Source organism: Prochlorococcus marinus CUG1438, assembly GCA_017644325.1.
In the GTDB taxonomy this organism is placed as follows: Bacteria; Cyanobacteriota; Cyanobacteriia; order PCC-6307; family Cyanobiaceae; genus Prochlorococcus_A; species Prochlorococcus_A marinus_AA.
Window position 1 is genome coordinate 106,877 of sequence record JAEPLS010000002.1, and the last position, 19,651, is coordinate 126,527.

26 protein-coding genes are annotated in these 19,651 nt (G+C 28.2%); 6 read left to right on the forward strand and 20 right to left on the reverse strand.

Features of this window, described 5'->3' with window-relative positions:
* Nucleotides 1-13 precede the first annotated feature (13 nt).
* From lpxD to hisA, 10 genes are all read right to left on the reverse strand, one after another.
* On the reverse strand, nt 14-1,048 hold the full coding sequence (lpxD, locus tag JJ847_06490; protein ID MBO6960531.1) for a UDP-3-O-(3-hydroxymyristoyl)glucosamine N-acyltransferase: 1,035 nt from the start codon (nt 1,046-1,048) through the stop codon (nt 14-16).
* Nucleotides 1,049-1,068: 20 nt separating this feature from the next.
* Complete coding sequence (proB, locus tag JJ847_06495) at nt 1,069-2,151, reverse strand: glutamate 5-kinase (protein ID MBO6960532.1); 1,083 nt, start codon at nt 2,149-2,151, stop codon at nt 1,069-1,071.
* On the reverse strand, nt 2,148-2,642 hold the full coding sequence (locus tag JJ847_06500; GenBank protein ID MBO6960533.1) for a YqeG family HAD IIIA-type phosphatase: 495 nt from the start codon (nt 2,640-2,642) through the stop codon (nt 2,148-2,150). The genes proB and JJ847_06500 overlap by 4 nt, the downstream gene beginning before the upstream one ends.
* Before the next feature lie 5 nt (nt 2,643-2,647).
* Entirely contained in the window at nt 2,648-3,184 is a 537-nt protein-coding gene (locus JJ847_06505; GenBank protein MBO6960534.1) for a DUF3727 domain-containing protein, read from the reverse strand.
* 26 nt (nt 3,185-3,210) lie between these two features.
* Nucleotides 3,211-3,672, reverse strand: a complete 462-nt coding sequence (gene ruvX, locus JJ847_06510; protein MBO6960535.1) for a Holliday junction resolvase RuvX — start codon at nt 3,670-3,672, stop codon at nt 3,211-3,213.
* Nucleotides 3,669-4,724 (reverse strand): hypothetical protein, encoded by a 1,056-nt coding sequence (locus JJ847_06515; GenBank protein ID MBO6960536.1) that lies wholly within the window; start codon nt 4,722-4,724, stop codon nt 3,669-3,671. Before JJ847_06515 ends, ruvX begins: the two co-directional genes overlap by 4 nt.
* Nucleotides 4,725-5,891, reverse strand: coding sequence for a hypothetical protein (locus JJ847_06520; GenBank protein ID MBO6960537.1), 1,167 nt, complete (start codon nt 5,889-5,891; stop codon nt 4,725-4,727). It abuts the gene before it with no gap.
* A 7-nt stretch (nt 5,892-5,898) separates the two neighbouring features.
* Nucleotides 5,899-6,450, reverse strand: coding sequence for a thylakoid membrane photosystem I accumulation factor (locus tag JJ847_06525; GenBank protein ID MBO6960538.1), 552 nt, complete (start codon nt 6,448-6,450; stop codon nt 5,899-5,901).
* 14 nt (nt 6,451-6,464) lie between these two features.
* Entirely contained in the window at nt 6,465-8,081 is a 1,617-nt protein-coding gene (locus tag JJ847_06530; protein MBO6960539.1) for a DUF3685 domain-containing protein, read from the reverse strand.
* Between the two features lie 78 nt (nt 8,082-8,159).
* The gene (gene hisA, locus JJ847_06535; GenBank protein MBO6960540.1) at nt 8,160-8,927 is read right to left on the reverse strand and encodes a 1-(5-phosphoribosyl)-5-[(5-phosphoribosylamino)methylideneamino]imidazole-4-carboxamide isomerase; all 768 of its coding nucleotides are present in this window, start codon (nt 8,925-8,927) and stop codon (nt 8,160-8,162) included.
* A 94-nt stretch (nt 8,928-9,021) separates the two neighbouring features.
* Here hisA and JJ847_06540 point away from each other — a divergent pair, with 94 nt between their 5' ends.
* Nucleotides 9,022-9,942, forward strand: coding sequence for an NAD-dependent epimerase/dehydratase family protein (locus JJ847_06540; protein ID MBO6960541.1), 921 nt, complete (start codon nt 9,022-9,024; stop codon nt 9,940-9,942).
* Here the strand turns inward: JJ847_06540 and pgsA are convergent.
* Entirely contained in the window at nt 9,916-10,455 is a 540-nt protein-coding gene (pgsA, locus tag JJ847_06545; GenBank protein MBO6960542.1) for a CDP-diacylglycerol--glycerol-3-phosphate 3-phosphatidyltransferase, read from the reverse strand. The genes JJ847_06540 and pgsA overlap by 27 nt on opposite strands.
* A gap of 185 nt (nt 10,456-10,640) precedes the next feature.
* Here pgsA and JJ847_06550 point away from each other — a divergent pair, with 185 nt between their 5' ends.
* Nucleotides 10,641-11,252, forward strand: a complete 612-nt coding sequence (locus tag JJ847_06550) for a DUF296 domain-containing protein (GenBank protein MBO6960543.1) — start codon at nt 10,641-10,643, stop codon at nt 11,250-11,252.
* A 10-nt stretch (nt 11,253-11,262) separates the two neighbouring features.
* Here the strand turns inward: JJ847_06550 and JJ847_06555 are convergent, their stop codons facing one another.
* Genes JJ847_06555 through nth form a run of 3 tightly spaced genes read right to left on the reverse strand, consistent with a single transcriptional unit; the run spans nt 11,263 to nt 12,826 of the window.
* Nucleotides 11,263-11,451: a hypothetical protein gene (locus JJ847_06555; GenBank protein MBO6960544.1), complete on the reverse strand. Its 189-nt coding sequence runs from the start codon at nt 11,449-11,451 to the stop codon at nt 11,263-11,265.
* Between the two features lie 26 nt (nt 11,452-11,477).
* The gene (locus JJ847_06560) at nt 11,478-12,137 is read right to left on the reverse strand and encodes an SDR family oxidoreductase (GenBank protein ID MBO6960545.1); all 660 of its coding nucleotides are present in this window, start codon (nt 12,135-12,137) and stop codon (nt 11,478-11,480) included.
* A 35-nt stretch (nt 12,138-12,172) separates the two neighbouring features.
* Nucleotides 12,173-12,826: an endonuclease III gene (gene nth, locus JJ847_06565; GenBank protein MBO6960546.1), complete on the reverse strand. Its 654-nt coding sequence runs from the start codon at nt 12,824-12,826 to the stop codon at nt 12,173-12,175.
* A 95-nt stretch (nt 12,827-12,921) separates the two neighbouring features.
* On the opposite strand from nth, the gene JJ847_06570 reads away from it, so the two are divergent.
* Nucleotides 12,922-13,980 carry an ABC transporter ATP-binding protein gene (locus tag JJ847_06570; protein MBO6960547.1) on the forward strand — a complete coding sequence of 353 codons (1,059 nt, stop codon included), beginning with the start codon at nt 12,922-12,924 and terminating at the stop codon, nt 13,978-13,980.
* A gap of 242 nt (nt 13,981-14,222) precedes the next feature.
* A complete protein-coding gene (locus JJ847_06575; protein MBO6960548.1) occupies nt 14,223-14,777 on the forward strand; it encodes a ferritin in 555 nt (184 codons plus the stop codon).
* On the opposite strand, the gene JJ847_06580 is transcribed toward JJ847_06575, so the two are convergent.
* Complete coding sequence (locus JJ847_06580; GenBank protein ID MBO6960549.1) at nt 14,763-15,053, reverse strand: hypothetical protein; 291 nt, start codon at nt 15,051-15,053, stop codon at nt 14,763-14,765. The two genes, JJ847_06575 and JJ847_06580, sit on opposite strands and share 15 nt — an antisense overlap.
* Nucleotides 15,054-15,057: 4 nt before the next feature.
* A complete protein-coding gene (locus JJ847_06585; protein MBO6960550.1) occupies nt 15,058-15,645 on the reverse strand; it encodes a Crp/Fnr family transcriptional regulator in 588 nt (195 codons plus the stop codon).
* 147 nt (nt 15,646-15,792) lie between these two features.
* Here JJ847_06585 and JJ847_06590 point away from each other — a divergent pair, with 147 nt between their 5' ends.
* Nucleotides 15,793-15,984, forward strand: a complete 192-nt coding sequence (locus JJ847_06590; GenBank protein ID MBO6960551.1) for a hypothetical protein — start codon at nt 15,793-15,795, stop codon at nt 15,982-15,984.
* Here JJ847_06590 and JJ847_06595 read toward each other — a convergent pair.
* The 3 genes from JJ847_06595 to JJ847_06605 form a co-directional block, all read right to left on the reverse strand.
* Entirely contained in the window at nt 15,977-16,765 is a 789-nt protein-coding gene (locus tag JJ847_06595) for an ATP-binding cassette domain-containing protein (protein ID MBO6960552.1), read from the reverse strand. The two genes, JJ847_06590 and JJ847_06595, sit on opposite strands and share 8 nt — an antisense overlap.
* 104 nt (nt 16,766-16,869) lie before the next feature.
* Nucleotides 16,870-18,192 (reverse strand): aromatic ring-hydroxylating dioxygenase subunit alpha, encoded by a 1,323-nt coding sequence (locus JJ847_06600; GenBank protein ID MBO6960553.1) that lies wholly within the window; start codon nt 18,190-18,192, stop codon nt 16,870-16,872.
* Nucleotides 18,193-18,350: 158 nt separating this feature from the next.
* Nucleotides 18,351-18,545 carry a hypothetical protein gene (locus tag JJ847_06605; protein ID MBO6960554.1) on the reverse strand — a complete coding sequence of 65 codons (195 nt, stop codon included), beginning with the start codon at nt 18,543-18,545 and terminating at the stop codon, nt 18,351-18,353.
* Nucleotides 18,546-18,896: 351 nt separating this feature from the next.
* Here JJ847_06605 and JJ847_06610 point away from each other — a divergent pair, with 351 nt between their 5' ends.
* Nucleotides 18,897-19,238 carry an RNA-binding protein gene (locus JJ847_06610; GenBank protein MBO6960555.1) on the forward strand — a complete coding sequence of 114 codons (342 nt, stop codon included), beginning with the start codon at nt 18,897-18,899 and terminating at the stop codon, nt 19,236-19,238.
* A 20-nt stretch (nt 19,239-19,258) separates the two neighbouring features.
* On the opposite strand, the gene JJ847_06615 is transcribed toward JJ847_06610, so the two are convergent.
* On the reverse strand, nt 19,259-19,441 hold the full coding sequence (locus tag JJ847_06615; GenBank protein ID MBO6960556.1) for a hypothetical protein: 183 nt from the start codon (nt 19,439-19,441) through the stop codon (nt 19,259-19,261).
* Nucleotides 19,442-19,651 lie beyond the last annotated feature (210 nt).

Genomic DNA, 19,651 nt, shown 5'->3' on the forward strand with positions numbered 1-19,651 from the left:
ATAGAACAATAAATTATTGCTTGTCTAATTGTCTAAGTTTTTTTGCTAATTCTGGTAATTTTTTAAAAATACTTGAACTTCTTAGCCATGATTTATTTTCCATCGCGGGGAAACCACTAATCACCTTGCCATCTTCTATGTCACAATGGATTCCGCATTTTGAACTCGCAATGACATTATTACCAACTTTTACCCTATTATTGACTCCTACTTGCCCTGCCAAAATAACACCATCTCCAATATTTGCTCCTCCAGCAATACCAACTTGAGCTGCAAATGCACAATTCTTTCCAATTTTTACGCCATGACCTATTTGTATTAAATTATCCAACTTAGTTCCCTCATCAATAAATGTAAATCCAACTGCGGGTCTATCAATACAACAATTAGTTCCAATTTCTACAAAACTCATTATTTTTACACCACCTTTTTGCGGCATCTTTACCCATTTGCCATTTTCAGGAATAAAACCAAATCCCTCTGATCCAATAACAGAATTTGAATTAATTACACAATTATTTTTTAAAGTGGTATTTTCGTAAATAACACAATTTGGATGAATTATATTATTATTTCCTATTCGAACATTGCCTAAAATTGATGATCCAGGAAGTATATGATTATTATCTCCAATTACAGTATTTTCTCCAATATAGACATTAGGACCAATATGGCAATCTATTCCAATTATTGCTGTTTTATCTATAACTGCTGAAGGATGAATACCTGGTTTGAAATTAATGGTTTTATATAAACAATCCAATACTTCTGCAAATGCAATTCTTGGATTTTTAACGATTATGTTTGATATATTGAGTTTCTTTAGGGCACTAACGATTTCATCGTTGTTAGTGGTTATTATTGCTGATGCTTTAGTTTGATCTAATTTTTCTTTAAGAATATTATTTTCTTCTAAAAAAGATATTTGATGTTTAACTGCAGCATCTAATGAGGCAGCATCATCTATATTTAAATCATCGAAAATATTGGCACTAATAAAATTTGAATTTCCTTTTTTTATTAGATCAACTAAATCACTTAAAAGCATTTTTCAGTTTTAATTTTTTTCTAAGAGAGAGCAAGAACATCTCTATGTACGACAATTATCGAGGAGTTGTTATTTTCTTTATTATTTAAGATACTTCTTAATTTGTCACTACTTATTGATACTAAACCTTTTGCAACTTCTTTATCATTTATATTTACGATTTTAACTGCCTGATTAATCGTAAAGTTTCCTTCTACATTCTTAACACCAACCGCTAAAAGTGAGGCACCTTTTTTTTTAATTGCAAAAGAAGCGCCATCATCTAAAGTAATTTTTCCTACTGTTTGAATTGCATGTGAAAGCCAACTTTTTTTGTTTCCAATAGGTTTTTCTACAGGATAAAATAAAGTTCCAATTTTATTATCATTAAATATTTCAATTAAGTTTTTTTTATTAGTACCATCAACTAGTTGGACTTCGACTCCTCCTTTTGTTGCTATTTCTGCAGAAATTAATTTTGTTGAGATTCCTCCTGTTCCCCATTCATTATTTGAGTTTTGAATATTTTTATCTTTAATTTCCTTTAATTCACTATTATGAACTTCTTTAATAGGATGCGCATCTTTATTATTACGTGGATCTTTTGAATATAGATTTTCAATATCGGTTAATAAAATAAGCTTGTTAGCATTTATAGCTAAGGCAACTAAAGCAGAGAGGGTATCATTATCTCCATATTTAAGCTCTTCATTTGCTACGGTATCATTTTCATTTACTATTGGAATAACATTCAAATCGATTAATCTTTTTAAAGTTTTTGAAGCGTTATTAAAGGATTCTCGTGAATTGAAATCAGCTTTAGTAATTAAAATTTGAGCAATATTAAGACCTAATTTATTAAATACTTTATCGTATAAGGACATTAAATTAACTTGACCTACTGCGGCAGTAGCTTGAAGGGTACTTAAGTCATTTGGTCTTGTTTTAATATTTAACTTTTGGCAACCTAATCCAACGGCTCCACTAGTTACTAAAATTAACTTGTTTCCTTTTGAAAGAAAACTTGTAAATGATCTAGAAAGGTTTTCAATAACTTCTTCTGTAGATATTTCCTCTGTTCCTCTTAAAATACTAGTACCAATTTTTATAACCCAAGTTTTCATTTTATAAAATTAGAAATTATTTTTTCTATTGTCAAAGTTAAATTAAATTTTATAGGCAAGCCATCTCTATTTAATCTCTTAACTAATATTGTTTTTATACCACATCTATTCCCAACAATAATATCTGTAAAAATTCTGTCTCCAATAATGGCTATATTTTTTGGCTCTCTGCCAATTTCTTTGATAGCAGACAAAGTTACTTTTTTTCTAGGTTTTGATGCATTGTATTTATACCTTAAATTTAATTCATTCGCTATTTTTACGATTCTTTTTTTTGATGGATTATTACTTATTAGATATAAGGAGAAAAGTTTTTTAGATTCTATGATCCAATCTTTTACAGCTTTTGGGATCATATTTGATTTTCTATTTACTAGAGTCCCATCCACGTCTAGCAATAAAGAATTAACTCCTTTTTTTTGCAACTCAGATTGAGAAATATTATATATTGGTAAGTTTGAATCCCAATTGACTTTTAGGATAGATCTCATTTATTTTAATAACTACTTTTTTCAAGCTCAGTTTCAATCAAAGGTTGAATTTTGTCGAACTCATCATCTTCAACTAATAAGGCACCTTTGTCTTTTAATCTACCCACAATAAAAAAAGGATCTAGTGGTATGTATAAGCCATATTCTTGGTCAAAAAGATTAAAGTTAACGAGCAATTCATAACTCTCACTATCATCATCGACGTAATCTTCTTCTAATTCATCGTAAATTGATTCTTCAAGTTCTCCTGATACTGTTAGTGTAACTGCTGATCTGATAAGTCTTAAATCATGTTCTTGAAGGACTGCTTCAGCATTTTTTAGTATTTGTTCATTTTTATCTATTTTCTCAATTAGTTCAGGTTCATCTTTTTCATTTATCTTAAAAAGACTTACTGGTGTATCAACTGGCGTTAATAAAGCATATTCTTGGCCTTCAACACTTACTAATTGTTCAAGATAACAAAATAGCTCGTTTCCATTTGAGTCAAATAATAAAAGAGTCTGTGCATCATAATTATCATTTGAATTGGCTTCTTTCATTTAAAAATTATCTATCCTTTTTAATACTAATATTTTATCTGATGTTTACCAGCTATTTCTTCTAATTCAGGACCTTCTTCAATCCATTGTTCAAGTATTATTTTTGCTGAAAAACTATCAATCAATCCGGATTTATCTTTTTTTATTCCAAATCTATCTGAAGATTCCCAAGTTGAACTATGTTCGTTGACGAAAGAAAAAGGCAGTTTTAATTCATTTGAAAGTAATTGGCCGTAATTCTTACAGTCAATAGCTTGGGTGGTCATAAGACCTTTCTCATCAAGAGGAATACCCACAATAAAACCAGTCAAATTTAATTCATCTATATGATTTCTAATAATTTTAATCTCTTGATTATTTTCAACCCTTTTTACCGCTGGAAGTATATTTGTTGTAATGCATAGGGGATCACAATAGGCTAATCCTACTCTTTTGGTGCCAACATCCAAACTCAGAATTGACTTGGGTTTGGGTTTGCAAAATTTCACTTTGTTTTTAATGGAAAAGGGGATGGATATGGATTACCTTGTGGACTTAATTTTTCAAAGATTGATTCCAAAGATTGATTTATTTTATTTACTTGTTTGGCTTCATTTTTAACAATTGTGTTTCTTATAAGAATAATTTCTTGATTTTTTTCTTTGAGATTACATTCTTCGAGAAAAAAATTTAATTGTGAATTCTCTTTATATGTTTTTAAATATGAAACAGGAGATTTTTCAAAAAATCTTTTTATAAATTCTTTTAAAATAGGATTAAATCTCTTATCCCAATATCTGCTTATTGTTAAAGTATAAATTTCTTCGTTTTGATAATTTATATCTTTTAAAATTGTACATAAGATTGAATTTTCATATATTAAGGCACCACTTTTAGAGTTATTTCTTTTAAGGATGTCGTCTTGATCAAAATCTAAAATATTTCTTATTAGAGGAGATTGATTCGATCTTATGAAATTCACTATTTTTAATATATTTTGCTTATTAATCTTATGGAATTCATTAATTAATGCATAGGAATTGGAATTTTGCTTTATATGTTTATTGAGAGCAGAACCATCCCAAAGGATTATCTCACCTAACGGTTGAAAGCCTAATTCTCTTGAGGTTGATATGAGGTCAACATTATTTATATCAGCGTTAATTATCCAACTTGAAGTTTTGATATCTTTTATTGAGATAGATTTTTTTATCAATCCTAAAGTTAATTGTTTATCTGTTAACGAACACTTGCCGTTAATCAATTTGGGCTTAGATATTTTTAAGCAAGTCTCTTTTTTGTTTAAAGGAAAAATATTTAAATAACCAATAATTTCGTTTCCATATATAGCAATTATGCATTTATTTTTATTTTTCTTAAGATTATTTAAAAAAATTTTTAAGTCATCAAAGGTATTTATAATTGCCATCTTTAAAAACCAATTATTCAATTCCTTATTTTTAATATCTATTAAAAGGTTTAAGTGCCTTATGTGGAGTTCTTCAAAAGTTACTTCCATTCCTTTTTTAGATTGAAAAGAATAAGAGATATCTTTTTTCATTTACTTTTTTTCTCTTATTAATACTATAGGGGTTTTTTCATCTCCATTGCCAGCAGGATTAGAGATTAAGTTTTTTTTGAGTATTTTATTTACTGTTTTATTTGAACTAGCTAAGACTTTCACACCACCAAGATCATTAACATCGACTACAGCAACATCTATATTCAGATATTTCGAGACCTCCTTACAAAATAAATCCGCATTTAGAGGACCCATAACTATACTTTTGTCGTAAGGTGTAACTGTACCGCTTATATCATCAATGAGAGAAGATTCTGAACCAGTTAACCTATAAAACATACCCTTAATACCAACTAATTTGAAGAGAAATCCAACTAATAGCGCAAATGTTATTCTTGTGACTCCGATTCTATTTATTAATAATTGCATGCCGCAAGCTGTTGCAAGACTGCTTGTAGGGTGAAAAAAGTAACATAAAGCTTTCGTAAATAAACTATATTTTAAATTTTGAGGGGAAATATATCTATTTTGCATAATCGCTAGAGGACTCTCACCGATAGTTAAAATATCATTTTCTTCTACAATTCCTTTACAATATTTAATCACAGTATTTACTGGGTTATCAAAGCAACCAAGTAAATCAGTTTTAATAGCAAAAGCCTCATATTTATCATTTAAAGGAATTTCAAAAACTTCTTTCGGTCTTTGCTTTTGACCATCTAAATTAATTAACAAACAATCCTTATTATTTGAAATACCAAAATGTCCATAGTTCTCCCAAAATACTTTTAACCATAGATATTTTATTTTGTTTCTGAAATTATTATTGCTAAATTTATATATGATTCTTACAAATAATTCTGAATTTGACTTGATAATTGTGGTTGGCCAATAATTATTTAGATTCTGTATTTTATTATTATTTTGTATATAAATATCTTCTTGATAGTCTAAATTCTGGCAATATTCGTTATCTTTACTTTTGAAAAAATCTAATTCAAAATTTATATTTGATACCATCGTCTCTTTGGTTTTACTTGTATTTATTATTTTTAAATCAATAATTAATTCATTTAAACCATCCTTTTTTTTGATTTTGTAATTTATGGGTACGAGATTTAACTTTGATTTCGGTGATTTTTTAATATATAAATCTGAAAGAATTAAAATAATTAAAAGAACTAAGAGGATATTTATTAGTATCATTTTTTTTTTACTTAATTATCTTTTGATCTTTTTTTTCAGAAATGATACTGTTGTATTCATTAAAACTTTCTATAGAAAATTCCGTTTCATTTATATCAATTCCTTTTAATTCTCCTATAACTTTGTTTAATTCATCGATATTAATCATTCCATTTTGATCATATTTAACTTCACCATCACTGTTTATAATAATTGTTTGTGGAATTAAACCGTTCCAATAATAAATAGGTTCATTTCTCAGTTCAGACTTTTCTTTATCCTGTAATTCATCAGTAGTTAGAGCAATGATATCAATATTATTTCTCCATATCAAATCTAAACCAGATATTATCGGAGCCATAGCTTTACTATCTGAACTGTCGTCAAGATAAAAAAATAAAACTGCGACTCTTTTATTCTTTAATGATTCCTGAAGAGTTGTCTGGGGAGGAACTATAGCCCCATTACCTGCGTATATGGGAAAGATGTTTCCATCGTAACTATTAGTATCTCTGGAGGCATTTACTTTGTATGGACTTAAAAAAATTAATGCTATTAGAACCCATTGAATTATTTTCATTAAAGTTTAAAAACTTACTTTGAACTTGATCTTCCTAATCCTTGAAGGATTCCTTTGCCCACTAAACCGATAGCTTTGCCAACGACCCTTGTAAGGAAAGTTACGAAAAGATTACCAATGTATTTTACCGCAACTTCTATCTGAGGTGCTAAGGCATCTCTTATCTCAACTAACAATGTAACTTGTTTTTGTAGCCATTCTAGATTCTCTAATTCTTTCTCCCTATTTTCATTTTTAAAGTAACGGGTAAATTTTTTATCGATAATATCAATATATTCTCTTTTACTCTCATACAAGTAGATGGGCATATAAATATAGTCATGCCATCGATTATAGTTATTAATATTATTTCTAAATCTTTCAAAATTTCTTGTCGATTGTAATTCGGGATTTATAAGTACAGTTCTTAATTCAGGCCAAGAAGAACAAATATTAAAGATTTCAGAAGCTAATAAATTACAGTTCCTTATTGTCCAATTTGAAATTATATTTTCAAGGATCAAAAACGATTCTGTTTCATATAGAGGGAGTAATTTCCCATCATAGTCAAGAGCTTCATTTTTAATAATTGGCTCAATAAACATTATTGATTCATGCGATTCTCTATCTATCTCTTCGCAACTTACTTCACTATAAATAAAATCATTTATTGAAATAGATTCACTTCCTTTTTTTAAACGAAAATAGCTGTCTGTGATATTTGAAATTGTATTAACTTTAAGTTCTTTTATAAGAGAATTTAAATCATCTTTAAAATCTTTCTCCTTATAGTTTTCCATAATATTTTTTACTAAATTATCTAACTCATTTAACATTCTGCAAATTAGTCGTGAAATAAATTCTTTCTTTATCCCAGAGAGAATTATTGATGAATTATTAAATTCAACTTGTAAGTTAGTTGAGCCATACCTTTCTTTTAATCTATCTAAAATTAAATTCCATATTTCTGCATTGTTTTTATCTTTAATGAATACAGTATTCTTATTTTCAAGATTAATATTAGTTTCAGTATAAACTGCCTCTGTATAAAGCTCTAATGAATTACCCCATAAGAAAATTAGAAATGATTTTGCAGTAATAAGTTCTCTTAATCTTCCTTTTAATATGAATTTATAAAATTCTGGTGTTGAATCAGAGTTAACATATTTAAATATATAATTGATTTCAGAATCTATTTGTTTAAGGCCTGAAGTTAGAATTTTTTGACTAAAAGAGAGAGGCTTATCTTTGTTTAATTGTACTCTTGAATTATTTTCAATATCAAATACCCTTCCTCCATTTAAAATGGTATCAATAGATTTAAGAACTTTTTCTGCACAGGGATTTAAGAGAAAACCTTCAGTATTTAATGATGGAGGGGTATTTGCTTCATAAACAAGTTCGCCAGAGAGAATTATAAGAAACTTTGAATCATCATATCTTTCTCTTAATTTTAATAATTCTAACCTTACAAGATCTTCTGATTGGAAATTAAGAACATTCCATATAACTAAATCCGGAGTTTTATCACCTGTCCCATTATTAAAATTAATGTCTAAATTTTGGTCTAGTGATGTTAACTTAAGCGATAAAGATTCTGCTATTAAGCTTGGTGCAATAATTAATATCGATTTTTTTGAAATTAATTCCAAGACTAGATTTCTTATCTCTTATACAAAATTAACTAACAATTACTGCAAATACCAGCCTTAAATAAATTTTTATTATTTTTATGCGTAAAAATTGTTGTTTAAATCAAAGTCAGTAAGTCTCTCTGATGACAAAACATTATTTGCTTCGGATATTGTAAATTTATTTTCATATAGAGCTTTACCTACGATTACTCCAAAGAGTCCAGAATTCTCAAATTTAACTAAGGATAATAAATCAGAAATCGAGCCAACTCCTCCTGATGCAATTACTGGAATATCTGTAATTTCAAGTATGCTTTTTATGAATTCTTCATTTGTTCCTTTTAACGTTCCATCTGTATTTATATCCGTAACAATAAAACTAGCTATTTTAAATGATGAAAACTCCTTTACTACATCTGTGGCTAAAATATCAGATTGCTCAAGCCATCCCCTTGTACTAACTTTTCCATCTTTTGCATCTATGCCAACAATTATCCTTCCTGGAAATTTATTTGATAAGTCTTTAACTAATTCTTTATTTTCTATTACAGAGGTCCCCATGATAACTTTCTTAATACCATAAGAAAATAATTGTTCTATCCTTTCTTGAGACCTTATCCCACCTCCTATTTGAATAGGTATATTAACTGTTTCTGCAATCTTTTTTATTGATTTATCGTTTGTTGGCGATCCAGTTTTTGCAGCATCCAAATCAACTATATGTATATATTTTGCTCCTTCGTCTTCCCAAAATTTAGCCTGTTTATGAGGCTCTTTTGTGAAGTATTTTTTTTTATTAAAGTCGCCCTTAAAAAGCCTTACACATTTACCGTTCATTAAATCAATTGCTGGTATTAGTTCCATAGCATCATCCTTTTCATTAATTACTTCTTAGTAGTACTATTCAATATGTAATTCTATTTAAGATTACTACTTCAATTAAATATTTTTTTTGAATATGAAAATTCTTGTAATGGGTGGAACTAGATTTGTTGGCAAGTCTTTGGTGGGAAAGTTATTAAATCTAAATCATCAAATTGATATTTTTACAAGAGGCAATAAAAGTAATCCTGATAAAACAAATTTAATAAAGGGTGATAGGAATTGTCCAGAAGATATCCTCAAATTAAGAAATGTAAAGTATGACGTTGTCTATGATATTTCTGGACGTGAGTTAGAACAGACAAAACTTCTTATAGAAAATATAGACAACTCTTTTCAGAGATATATATATGTTAGCTCTGCAGGTGTTTATAAAGATAATTGCGAACTGCCACTATCTGAACAGGATCCAATTGATCCAAATAGTCGGCATAAAGGAAAATTTGAGACAGAAAATTGGTTGATAAATCAGAAGATACCTTTTACAAGTTTTAGACCTACATACATTTATGGTCCAGGAAATTACAATAAGATTGAAAATTGGTTTTTTGAGAGATTATTTACCAATAAATCCATCCCAATGCCAGGTGACGGTTCTTTAATTACTCAGTTAGGCCATGTTTCTGATCTGACTGATGTAATGATTAGGTGCATAAATTTTGAAAATTCCAAAAATAATATTTACAACTGTTCAGGTGAAAAAGGAGTTACGATTAAGGGATTAATTTATTTTTGTGCAGAAGTTCTTGGATTAAATCAAAATGAGATTTCTTTAAGAACATTCGATCATCAAAAATTAGATCCAAAATCTCGAAAGGGATTTCCAATTAGATTAAATCATTATCAGACTGAAATCTCTAAAATTAAACGTGATTTAGAGTGGGTACCAACTTTTGATTTACTTAATGGTTTAAAGGATAGTTTTATCAATGATTTTAACTATAAAAAGAATGAGGGATTTGACGAAAATTCAGATGAGATTCTTTTTAATTCTTAAATAACGCAATAAAGTCACCAAAGTCAGGTAGAAACCTAACCAATAAAAAATTAAAGCTAAATTATTTAATAAGCTTAATTTTAATGGTGTAAAGAAGGTCATAACTGAAATAAAAAAGAAGAACGTTTTAAATTTGCCTAGCTTAGATGCTGGTAAACCGTCTTTTGTTGAGTTCCTCAAGCTAGAGATAATTAATTCTCTAAATAAAATTAATGACAAAGACCAGAAAGGTATTAAATTATTTTTACAAAGGAAGATCAAAGGAATTAAATAAAATACTTTATCGCTTAAAGGATCAAGGACAGCTCCTAACCTGGTTTTAAGATTAAATTTTCTTGCAATTAATCCGTCAAAATAGTCAGTTAAACCTCCAATTATAATCAATATAAAAACATAAAAAGGTTTGTTAATTTCTAAAAAGAGTATTAATGGAAATACAAGTAAAAGGCGAGATATTGATAATAAATTGGGAATATTCACTGCCAAATTTTTAAGATTTTTTCTAAATAGCAAATTAGTTTGTGTATATAAAAAATATATTACACTCTCAACAAGCTTAAATTTTCAGTAAGAGGTTTAATTGATTTTTTAATAGTAGATTCTAAAATCAAATCTAAAACTGAATCCTTAAGATTATAAACTCAACTTTTCTTTATGATTGATGATGTTTTATATTACAAAATTATTCCTTATATCTAATGCAGCCTCATAGCCTAAAGCTATCTCCAGAATCTGATTTGATAAATTCAATTAAAGAATATTCTTTATCGAATAATTTATACGGGTATGTTTCTGGAGTGGTTGGTAATCTAAGAACAGTTTGTATTCAATGCCCGGGAAATCAAGAGATAAATAAATTCGAAGGGAATTTAGAGATAGTTTCTTTAAACGGTCATTTTAATAAAGGAGATGTTCATTTGCATTTGAGTTTTGCAGATGAGGGATGTAATGTCTTTGGCGGGCATCTTGAGGAGGGTTGTATTGTAAAAAAAGGTACTGATATATTATTACTTTCTTTTGAACAAAAAATTATTAATATCTCAAGTAATGGTTTTTTAAAAAATAAATCACGTGTAAAAGCATATATTTTAAAGGATTGTCCTTGGTCTAAAAGAGCAATTAGGTTGCTCAATTCCTTATCTATCCCATATGAAGTTACTTTAATAGACAATGATGAGAGCTTTCAAAAAATAAAGGCTCAAAGTAGCCATAATACTTTCCCTCAAATATTTTTGGATGATAAATTTTTTGGAGGATATGATGAACTTTCAGAACAATCAAAATTCGATAACTTAAGTTCATTTAAGTAATCTAAATTTTTTAACTGTCACGATTAGTAAGTTTTTCAGCAACTAATTCTTCCTCTAACTGCTTTATTAACCTTGATACAAGACTTTGAAATTCTGGTTGACAGCCTTTAAATGCAGCTTTATGTCTTATTGGCTCATTTCTAGTTCTTAAATCTGTAAGCATTAACTGTAATGCGTCGATCTTGGGAGTTATTTTCATAGTTTTATAATATATACTTACATCTTTTAAATCATTTGCATAGCTTTTTTAAAAGATATCTTTTTATTTTCGAGAGAACTTGTTACTTCTATTATTTTATTTATGGATTCTTTGTTTCTTAAAGAATCTATACAACATTGTGCTACTAATCTTCTTGGGATTGATCCACTAATTTGAGTATCCTCCCTTGAATAATTTATTTTTTCTGATTTAATATCTTCATTTTCTTTTAATCCTCCGGGTCTAATAATAGTCCATTCGAAATTCGAATTTCTTAGAAAGTTTTCACCTATTTTCTTCCAAATAAGAATTAAACCAAACAAGTTTAATGGGTGAAATAACTTTCCAGTACAAAGAGAACTAACTAAAATAACTCTATTAATGCCAACTCTTTTGCAACTTTCCAATTGCTTGTATACCCCTAAGGCATCAACCTTTGCAGGACCGGTTAAATCTAATGATGCTCTAGCACCAGTAGCAATTACCAATGCATCAATACCTTTAAACGCTTTATCAAGTTCTTTTTTATTATCTAGTGAAACTCTAATTGTTTCCAAACTCTCTAGACCTTCTGAAACTTTTGAATTCTTTCTAATAATTTGTCTAACTTTATATCCTTTCTTAACGGCCTCTTCGGTAATTCTATAACCTGTTTTTCCAGATGCACCAGTAATTGCTATTTTCATGATTTAAAAACTAATTAAGTAATTATATTAATTTCTTAGGGTTTTTTACATATGAATTTCTTTTTTCTTTTTGGGTAAAGAGTACGACATAAATAACATTTTGTTCCATCACAACCTCTTGCTGTGCAGTATTCTCTGCCATAAAAGATTATTTGCAAATGTAACTTATTCCAATCATTAACAGGAAATATGTTTTTTAAGTCTTTTTCTGTTTGGACTACGCTATCTCCATTTGATAAACCCCATCTTTGTGACAACCTGTGTATGTGAGTATCGACTGGGAATGAGGGAATTTTAAAAACTTGAGACATTACAACTGATGCTGTTTTATGACCTACCCCTGGAAGTGATTCAAGCTTCTCAAAAGAATCTGGGACTATACCATTATGATTTTCAATCAATAGTTTAGATAAGTTATAGATGTTCTTTGATTTTTGATTAGATAGACCTAAAAATTTTATGTATTCGTAAATACCATTAATACCTAGCTGCATCATCTTCTCTGGATTATCTGCAACCTTAAATAAACTTTTTGTTAATTCATTAACTTTCTTATCTGTTGATTGTGCACTTAAAACAACGGCGACTAGAAGTGTATATGCATTTGTATGATCAAGGGGAATGGGAGGCGATGGATATAGCTTATTTAGTTCCTTGCCTATTATTAATGCTCTTTCAGACTTTCTCATTAAATTTGAAAATTAAATGGTGTATAAAATTATACATGGGATATTTTAGGTGAATATTTTCTGCTAACTTAATATATTTAAATAAGAAGAACTTAGTGAAAAATGATGCGTTAATAATTGATGATCTGCATCATAAATATGATAAGCGAGAATGTTCAAATTGGATATTAACCGAAATTAACCTGAAAATTGAAAATGGTGAATTTTTAGGTTTGCTTGGTCCCTCTGGTTGCGGAAAAACAACTCTTTTAAGATTAATCGCAGGCTTCGAATACCCCTCTAAAGGAAGGATTTCTTTAAATGATGAAGAAATTTCAAGTGAAAAAAAAATTCTTAGTCCTGAGAAAAGAAATATTGGTATGGTTTTTCAAGACTATGCACTTTTTCCTCACTTAACTGTTTTGGAGAATGTAATGTTTGGTTTGAAAAACAAAAAAGATAGATCTAGAGTTGATTATTTACTAAATGTTGTTGGTCTTGATAGTTTAGTTGGAAGGTACCCGCACGAATTGTCTGGAGGCCAAAAGCAAAGACTTGCAATTGCGAGAGCTCTCGCTCCAGGTACAAATTTTATTTTATTAGATGAACCTTTTTGTAGTCTTGACATGCATGTCAAACTAAAATTGAGAAGTGAGCTCCCAAATATTCTAAAAGGTTGTAATGCAAGCGGATTAATGGTTACTCATGATCCGGAGGAAGCAATGTCAATTTGCGATAAAGTGGCTGTTATGAATGAGGGTAAAATACATCAAATTGATACACCAATTAACCTTCTAAAAAATCCCAAGACCTTATTTGTGAGTAGTTTTATTTTGGGCAATAATATTATTAATCTCAAAAAAAATGGTAATTCATATATTTCTTGTTTAGGTGAAATAAATAGTTCAGAGTATTTGAAAAATACAAGTATCAAAAGTATGTCAATTGCGCCTAAATTTATTTCAATTAAAAGATCAGAATCTGGTGAAGCGATTGTTATATCTAAAGAGTTTCTTGGCGAATTTCTTATATATAAAGTAACTATTAATGGAAACATATTAAGGGTTAGAACTGATATTAATACTCTCCTTAATAATGGTGATAAATGTTCTCTTTCTATTAATAAAAATAGTTATTATTTTTTATATCCTGGAGGATATAAGGTATATAAATAGATTTTTTTATAGGCAATTACACTTGCCCCCCTTCCAATTAGAGCATTTTTTCTTTTTACATTTCTTTTTTTTATTTTTATAAATTTTATTAGTTAATATCAGTTCAGAAAAACTGTACTCTAAATTCATTTATAGTATTGCGATTGATTTTCATTATCATATTATTTAATTTAATTTAAAGGATTAATTAATTACTAATTTATACAAAATGTTGTATTATTTAATTAGTTTCTTATTGAGCAATGAAAGAAAATAATCTAAAAGTAAAGAAATTAATTAATTTTGGTCCATCTGGAAGAGCTGTAGCACAACCAATTGACAAAAGTTTATTGGATAATATTTTTGAACATTTAACAATGGAAAGATATGCCAATGTTCAATATTTTTCTATATATCTCTGGTTTCAAGAACGTGATTTAAATGGATTTGCTTCTTATTTTCTAAGTGAATCACAAGGTGAAATGGAACATGCTCAGAAATTTGCTGATTACTTAATCGCAAGAGGACAAAGAGTAAAATTAGATGAAATCCCTGCGCCAGTTCAATCATGGGATTCCATTGAGGATTTGATTTCCTATTCTTTCAACATGGAAGCTGATTTAACTTCATCCCTGCAACAACTTTATTCTATTTCAGAAAGAATTTCAGATACAAGAACCAACGTATTTTTAGATCCAATCATTGAGGCTCAAACAAAATCAGAGGATGAATTCGCAAACATACTTGGCAAAGTAAAGTTTGCTTCTAATCAACCTTCTGCAATCTTATTGATAGATAGTGATTTAAAGAAAAAATAGATTACTTTCAAATTTATTTTCATTCAAAGTTCTTTTAGTTTTTTCGATAAGTAACTTAGAAAAGTTGATTTTCTCAGTATTATTTTTATTTAAAAGTTCAGCTATTTTATAAATCTCATTAACTCTTTTAAAAATATTTTTGTTTTCAGAAAATAACCTTCCCTTCAATGCTTTATTTTCTGTAGTTTTGTAGGATTGCTTGATGTTTCTGAGTCTATTAGATAGAACATCAACTTCCATTAACAAGTTGTTGGTAAATGATTGTGATTCCTTCATATTTTTAAAGCGGCGAAGTTTCAATAAAAGAAGGAGCAACACTGACTGTTTGGGTTCCAATAGGAGCTATTAATAACTCAGATGATCTTAATTTAGAAATTAATCTTGTTGATGTTACTCTTGTAGAACCGATTAATTCACCAATCCTTTCATGAGTTAACCTAAAAGGTAACTCACACCATTGACCACATCTTCTTCCTAGACGATTTACTAGTATTGAAAATAAAGCTTGTAACCGCTGTTCTGCATTTCCTAAGTGTCTTATCCTAAGGAGTTGCAAAGTCCATTCATTTACTGCATCGAAACCAATATTCTCATCAATATTTACATTGCTGTGAAACGACAAATCCGTTAGAGCTTCAACACAGACACCTTCGCTACATAGAAGATCAGTTCTTAATTGGTCACCTGCTTGTAAAAATGCAAGTGTCATTCCCTCAGTTTCTTCACAAGGGCAATAAACTCTAGCAATTCCACTTTCAACTTCTAGGCATGTACCTTTTGGTCGTGATGAAGGGTCTATCAGAACGGACTGTCCAGTTATAATTCTTACTGTTTTAGAAGGAGATTCTCCATAACTATGGAAATTCATTACTGCACTCTTGATAATGAGAATTATTATCAATTATGCACTAAAAAAACTCTTATTGCAATAGATTCTCATTATCATATGGTTTTTGATGTTTTTCTTTACATAGTAATTAGCAATATAATTTAAATAGAATTCAAGATTATTATTTTGATAAACGTAAATAGAGTTTGTTTTAATTGCGGAAGTTCTTCATTCGTTTCAGATCGATCTTTAGGAGGTAAGATTGTATGCTCTAAATGCGGTTCTTCTTCATTTAAAAATAAATCCTCTTCATTTTTAAAAAGTAAAAAATTAGTATTTCTTGCTATTGCGATAGCTATTTTAATAATTGTTATTTAGATAATCTGTTTATATTCCAAATTCCATTCTTTTTTGTAACCTCTACTTGTATACCATATAACTTATTAAGATTTTCACTATTTATAACCTTATTTTGATGTCCATCAGCGATTATTTTGCCATCTTTTAGCATAATGACCCGGTCATATATTTGTGTAATCGTTGAAATATCATGAGTAACGCATAAAATTTTAGTATTTAATTTTGATAATTCATTAACCTTATCAACTACAAAAAATTTTGATTTATAATCTAAATTTGCAATTGGTTCATCTAGAATTAAGATTTCAGGTTTTTTGATTAATGCCCTTGCAATGAGTGAAATTTGTTTTTCTCCATCTGATAAATAGGAAAAATTCTTTTCAGATAAATTAGATATATTCATTTTCTTCATAATTTTATCCACCTTATAAGAATCTCTTTCAGATTTATTTTGTACATAACAATACCTTCCATAAAGTCCACTTAAAATCAAATCAAAAACTAGTAAATTTGGATTTATTCTATTTTTTATATCATTATTTACGGTACTTATTCTTTTTCTTATTTCCCATAAATTTATAAGTTCTTTGTTAAATATTTTCAGTTTCGATTCATTAGCTACTACTGGGTATATGTTTCTATTAATCATTTCAATTAAGGATGATTTCCCTGAACCATTTGGTCCAATTAATATCACATTTTCTGAATACGCTATACGTAAATTTAAATCTTTTATTACTCTAGAGCCATTTTTAAAACAATTTATATTTTTTGCGTCAAACCAAAATTTATTCAACACTAAAACTTATTACTCCAAAATATAATCAATTGAATTGAGCTTAAGATAAATATAAATAGATAGAGCCAATTCAGCCATGAAGGTCTATTTGCTTTCTTCATAAATTATATTATTAACATAAAAAATATAAGCGGAGCAGCAAATCTTACAAATGTTTTCCTAATAATATCTAAATTATTTGCAATTTCTAACTTCTTTATTTCAGGAGGGTATTTCAATATCACTTTGTCATATACATCAAGATTTTGGATTTTGTAGATATTTTTCCATGGTTCATCTTTATCTTCAGACTTCTTGTACCATTTCCAAAAATAATTTATTATCCTATCCTCTCCCAATAATTTTATTTCATCCTTACTTATAAATCCCATATCGTGATTATATGTTTGTGTTTTTAAAATCATATAATCCTCATCGAATATCTTATAAAAAATTTTTCTTTGAGTCTCTTTAAATAATAAGAGGTTATTAAGCAGTTTATTTTGTAGAAATTTTCTATAGTGTCTGACTATTACTCTTGCTTTGTTCTTTCCTAGAGGAATATGATCTAAAACTTGTAAATATCTTGATGAGGAAGGATCGCCTTTGTAAATTAATATTCTTCCTGGAGGTATATACTTTATCCGTATAAATTCTTTTTTAGGGTCATTCTTGTAATAATAAATACTTTCAATGTATTTAGGATTAATATTGATTGTCTGGTTAAAACTAACTAGTACGTTTTTATTAACATCTTTGTCAGGGATTGTATCGCCATGAACCCAAAATATATGAAGGATATCCAGGTGATTTTCAATAATCCTTGACCAATCACATTTGAAGTCAACTAATACCTCTTCAAATACATAATCCTTATGTGAAAACCCATTTTCATATAATTCGTAGTTACTTATAGGTGTGTCTTCTCTAATATTATTTAAATCAGTCTCAGATTCTTTAGAAAAATGTACAAAAATATATCCATTTTTTTCTGTAGTTTTGTATTGAGATAAATGAATTCTTTTGGCGTAGTTATCGTAGTTATTATCAACTATATGGCGACATGTTATCCTGTCGAGATTTTGGCAACTTCCCCCAGATGAGAACTTAGCTCCATGATATGGGCAGGTTATTACTCCATCTGATAATGTCCCTCCAAAAAAGGAGGCCCCTCTATGCGGGCAGATATTTTTTATGCACCTAACGTTTTTATTTTCATCTCTATAAAGAACAAGAGGTTCATCATAGAGCGAAAAATAATATAACTTATTTTTTTTTAGTTCTTTCGAGGGACAAATTGCATACCAACCAAATAATCCTATATTTAATTCTTTTTGATCTTCTCTAATATCGAACGAGTCAATTTTTACTACCGTTCCTTTTTTAAATGGCTTAAGAACGGTATTAAAGTCTTTTGATTTAAAAAAATTAATTTGTCTGTTTTCCATAAATTAATTTCTTTTTTAAAATGACTGTTTATCTTTCGGAACTATAACCCAAGTAAATAATCAATTTCTTATAAAAAGAAAATTCTCTATTATTTGTAGCAATAATTATGTAGTTATTGAAAAATATTGACCCTCAGTCGTTCCTATGTATCTTTATTTCATGATTTTTGTATCTTTTGCGATTCTTTCAAATTTTTTATGTAATCAATAGCATCATCAATATTTCTGTGAAAATTGCATTGTCCCAGATAACATCCTATAAATCTTAAGAATTTTCTCTTACCACCACTAATCTCATATCTATGTATTGTTCCGCCATCTATAGGCGCATAAATAAGTTCTGGTAGTGCCATATTTTTGTATTAAATCCTTAATTTAACAATAATTCATGTTGAAATACATTTCCATAGCTCAATACATATATTTAATAATTAATTTACTTATTTTTGGAGAATTATTTATTGAATAATCAAGTATTATTTGCTATCTATTAAATATTCATACTGATTTTTTATTATGCCAAAAGCATTTAGGAGGTTTTTTAAAAAACTACCAAAAAAAATTCAAACTATAAAATATTCATTTAGAGAGTTTTTATCTTCCAAAATATGAAAAAAAACTTTTGTGGTTAATAAATTTTTAATAAATCATAGCCTGCAGAGTTAAATTCTAATCTATATTAAATCTGCAATTTATGAAATATTATGATTAAAAGAGTTTTTTCGATATTAATTTTAACTTTTCTTCTCCTATTTAGTAGTCCGGTTTACTCATTAGATAATTCTTCTACAACTCTTGAAAAGTATACAAAAAAGATTTCTAATAAGTTCACTAAAACTTACTGCAACACTACCAAATTCGGTATTTCTTATGAAGGAGCTTTGGCTTTTGCTACCGGAGAGACTAATAAGGAATTTAAAAATAATAAACTCAATAAGTTTATAGATTATTCTCTTCTAAAAAATTTAATAGTTAATGATTTAGAAAATAGTTGCCAGGTTTATGATTTTGCTACTAGTAATTTAGACAATCTGAAATTTAGCTAGTAAATGTAAATTGTAAAAGTTTATTTTTTACCTATCCAATCATTGGGTTTCTCCATCATCCATTCGAAAACCCCTTTAGCATCTAGGTTTTTAGATGCATAAACAAACAAAATTGGAAATATTAAAATTACTGAGCCAATAACTGTTAACTCTATTTTACCGATCCCCATTTCAGTTACTGTTAAGGCAAAATAATTAATCATTATCTTTATTGAATTTAAATTTATTTCTTTAACAATGTATAAAAATTTTTTAATTCTTTCACTTTTTTATAAAATTCTTAATTTTTTATAATGAAAAAAGTTTGTATAAAGTACCTATTTTATTGATGCAGACTTTTTAATAATTTAATTAATATGCTTCTATATTGATGTTTATGAATCATGAAATTATTATTTTCACACCTATATTTG